The following is a 3,783-nucleotide window of genomic DNA, read 5'->3' as shown; positions in this document are numbered from 1 at the left end:
ATGGAACACCCAGAAGGCGCGGTCATCGTCGGTCCACGCGATGATGTCAGTGAATCCCGCCGCTCGCAGCAGCGATTCAAACTCGTCGCGAGCGTACTTGTAGGAGTTTTCGGAATGAATGCGCTCGCCCGCCGTGAACACGCGCGGCACCCCGTCAATCATCACCGTCTGCGGCGTGAGTGCTTCAAGATGCATCTCGATTCGCCCGTGCGTTTCGTCGTAGGCACTGACGTGCCGCCAGTGCGCTTCTGAAAAGTTGCTGCCGATCAGACGATTGATGTGCCGAAGAGCATTGAAGTCGGTCGCCATGGCGGCGAGCGCCGCCGCCAGCGCAAAGGTCCAGACTGAAGCAAGACGAGCTGCCATCGCCCGTCGTGGGACGACTCGTCCCTGTGGCCATCCGCCCGGCCGGGCGGATGGCCACAGGGACTGGGCGAGGCGGGATTCGGATGACTTTTCAGGGGCCCATGGGACTAAATTAGAGATTGACGCCGCTGGGGCCTCATATACTCTCGACGGTGCCGTTGGATTTCCTATCCTTGACAGCGACGCGGCTCGTGCCGCTCAGGGTGGAGCACTGCGCGATGAATTACACCTTTGCTTCGGCAACCATCCTGCTGATCTTGATCACCGACCCAATCGGCAATATCCCGATCTTCGCCAATGCGCTGCGCCACGTTGCCCCCGAACGGCGCCCGTGGGTGATCCTGCGCGAGGTGCTGATCACCTTTGTCCTGCTGTTGCTCTTCATGTTTATCGGCGATGGCTTCCTGCGGCTGATGAATCTGAGCGAACTGTCGCTGCAGATCGGCGGCGGCGTAATCCTGTTTCTGATCGCGCTGCGCATGATTTTCCCACAGCCCGCTCTGAACACTCCCGACGCCGTGGGCGAACCGCTGATCGTACCGCTGGCGATTCCGGCGATCGCCGGGCCGTCGGCATTGGCCACCGCTCTGCTGCTGGTCTCGCAGGCGCCTGCCCGACGCATGGAATGGATCCGTGCGCTATGTATCACGATGGCAGTCAGTGCTGTCGTGCTGGTCCTCGCCGAGCGCATTCAGCGGTCGCCGGCGACCGCTTCGTGGTTGCTCTCGAACGGTTGATGGGCCTGGTGCTGGTGGCCATGTCGATCGAAATGATGCTGCGCGGCATCAAGACTCTCGTGGCGCAGTTGGCGAGCGGCTGATTTTCGGCGCGAACATCCTGGTTGGCTCCCTTGGTGGCGGCCGACGGCCGTTGGCGATGGTGGGGTCATACGGCGTATGGCGCACCCGGAAGCCCAGCGGTGCTTGTTCTGGTGCGTGGCGGTTGGCGTATTTGGCGAGGCTGCTTGCCGGGCGCTGCACGAAGTCGTCGGCGTGGAAGTCGAGAATTGATCCGGCGGAAGGCCGCCTCCAGCGGAAAGTCGCGCACTGCTTCGGGCGGCTCGCTATCACCCCGAAATGACTGGTGTCCGGTTTTCCGCGCCGTCAGCCCGGCAGGTGACGTTGGCCGCATCGGGCCAGCGTTCCTTCGCCAGCCGGGCAGCAGCGATCTGCGAGTTCCGGGCGGGTTAGCGACGTTCAGTCATTGTGCAGGCTCGCTGGACAGGTGTTGGCAGCAGTGTGCTGATCTTCGATCGGCCGGTGCAGCGGTGCCGCTATTTCGCGTCGCAAGGCTGCTCGACTGCGCGCACCAATCAAAGCGACGCAGCGCAGCTGTGCGTGGCCAGACTGGAAACGCGTCACTCGGGCTCTGACGCTGCCCGTATGCGCCAATCGATCGCGATCAGTCACCGAACTCCAGATGCCGTTTAGGCATGCCTACACGCCTTCCGTTGGTGTCGAAAATTCTTACAGGTGGTGCCGATAAGAGGCCATAGGTTTACCTAACATTATGTTTATGCGCAAAATATGTTCGTGGGCCCGAATTTTGCTAGATTTGTCCCTGACGCCCTTTCTTCCCGTGAAGGTGGATGCGTCACTTCGCTCACGTCGTTCAACTAGAGGAAAAGAAATGCCTATCAATAACACCTTTTGCAAGTTGCTGGCAGCGGTCGCCGTGTCGAGTGCTCTGGCCGGGACAGCCCAGGCCACGGTTTTCAGCGGCGACCTCTACTACACCTACTACAGCGGCCCCCCAAACAACGTCGATAAAATCGGCTTCAGCTACGACGACACAACCCACGTGGCCAGCCTCGGAGTTCCGACTCCGATTGCCAGCACACCTGGCGCCGATGGCATCATTTTTGCGCCCAACGGGCATCTCTTGGTCGGCGGTCAGGGATCAGGTAGCGTTTATGAGGTCACCACGGGAGGCTCCACGTTAGCTAGTCAACCGACCGGCGCGCCCAGTTATCACCTCACACTCGACCCCAACAACCTTACTGTCTACACCAGCGACTTCGGTGGCGCGCTGAAGAAGCTGAGTTTGCCCATCGGTAGCGGAGTTGTGACCACCCCTATCACAGGCGACGAAACCGGCGTGACGCAGGTGGCGTTCGGGACTGGCGGGGCCGTGTTTTACGTTCAAGGCAGCCCTAACGGCTTTGGCAACCTGGGGACGATCGACTTGGGTACGGGGGCCACCAGTCGCTTGTACTCTGCTGTTCAGCCAGCGCACGGCCTGATCTATGACCCCTTTACCGGCCTCATGACGATGTTCGGTCGAGGCGAGACGGGTACCATGAGCGCGGTGAATGGCCTTGGCCTGCTGACCAGCGCAGAGGTCTACGGCGTCAGCGATTTCGATCAGGGCGCAGTCGATGGCTTCGGGCACGCGCTGGTTGCCGGATCGAATGCAATAACCTTCATCGACTACAGCGTGTCGCACGACATCACCCACCCCAACTACGTCGCCAACTTTTTTGGCTTCGACTTTATTGACGATGTCGCGCCTCTCGTTGGTCCCGGTTCAAATCCGAATCCGACTCCCGAGCCCGCTTCGCTGGCGCTCCTGGGACTCGGACTTGCCGGGCTGGCCGGGTCTCGCGGCAGGAAAAGCGCGCGCTAGGCGCAAGTGCGCAATGCAGGCGCCGGACTCCTGGCGCCTGCATCCGATCCCACGCTGTCAAGTTGTTTTCCGCAAGTGCTCTGGCGACCAGGGTTGGACCACCAGCTTCCCGGATGAGGGGCCTGGATTGCCGGGCGGCCCTGATCCTGAGCTGATCTTCTCGGATCCCCTGCGGGCTGCGGTTTCGCAGGATCCGCGACGTCAGTTGGTGGGCGACACCAAGCGCGCCCTGTTCTCGAGATCACTCTTGCACTGCGCCAGCCGCCGCTCGAAGCTGACCTGATTCTTGGCGCACACCAGCGCGTGCGGGCTGCCGCGGCGCTCGGTGGCCTGATCAACATCGCAAGGATGGCGGCGGATCGAGTCTTCGACGTGGCTGCGCTGCGCTTGCGCCGCCTTCAAAACCCAGATCTCGCGAAGCGGGTCGGCCAGGAAGGCGGCGAGGTCGGCGCCCTTACCGATCTGAAGCACCTCCTGTCGAAAAATCCGCTCAGGCCCGCTTACGCAACCCCCTTGCCGTCGACAACGATCGAACCCATGGAGCGGCGCTGGATTGCCTATCCCGGCGGGCTGGTGGACATCGGCCATGACGGCAGTGGTTTTGCCTTTGACAACGAGGGGCCGCGGCACTCCGTTTTCCTGCAGCCCTTCGAGCTCGCTTGCCAGCCGGTCACCAACGGTGACTGTGCCGATTTCATTGCCGACGGCGGCTATCGCCGGCCGGAACTATGGCTCTCGCTGGGCTGGGACTGGCGGCAGGCGAATGGCCTGGCGGCACCGATGTACTGGCAG

General features: G+C 62.0%; 4 protein-coding genes and 1 pseudogene. 3 read left to right on the top strand and 2 right to left on the bottom strand.

Annotated features, from left to right (window positions below; genetic code table 11):
- Window positions 1-366, bottom strand: a 366-nt coding sequence (locus ACCAA_RS20900) for an L-histidine N(alpha)-methyltransferase (protein WP_186409177.1), incomplete at its 3' end; no start/stop codon positions are given.
- Between the two features lie 218 nt (window positions 367-584).
- Between ACCAA_RS20900 and ACCAA_RS20895 the strand changes: the two are divergent.
- A pseudogene (locus tag ACCAA_RS20895) lies at window positions 585-1,186 on the top strand (MarC family protein).
- 689 nt (window positions 1,187-1,875) lie between these two features.
- Window positions 1,876-2,991, top strand: a complete 1,116-nt coding sequence (locus ACCAA_RS22340) for a PEP-CTERM sorting domain-containing protein (RefSeq protein ID WP_245754720.1) — start codon at window positions 1,876-1,878, stop codon at window positions 2,989-2,991.
- A gap of 201 nt (window positions 2,992-3,192) precedes the next feature.
- On the opposite strand, the gene ACCAA_RS22335 is transcribed toward ACCAA_RS22340, so the two are convergent.
- Window positions 3,193-3,462, bottom strand: a complete 270-nt coding sequence (locus tag ACCAA_RS22335) for a hypothetical protein (protein WP_245754719.1) — start codon at window positions 3,460-3,462, stop codon at window positions 3,193-3,195.
- Between the two features lie 66 nt (window positions 3,463-3,528).
- Here ACCAA_RS22335 and ACCAA_RS22330 point away from each other — a divergent pair.
- Window positions 3,529-3,783, top strand: a 255-nt coding sequence (locus ACCAA_RS22330) for an SUMF1/EgtB/PvdO family nonheme iron enzyme (RefSeq protein ID WP_245754718.1), incomplete at its 3' end; no start/stop codon positions are given.

This window comes from Candidatus Accumulibacter aalborgensis (genome assembly GCF_900089955.1).
In the GTDB taxonomy this organism is placed as follows: Bacteria; Pseudomonadota; Gammaproteobacteria; order Burkholderiales; family Rhodocyclaceae; genus Accumulibacter; species Accumulibacter aalborgensis.
The sequence above is the reverse complement of the archived record's forward strand: the minus strand, read 5'-3'. Positions and strand labels throughout refer to the sequence as shown.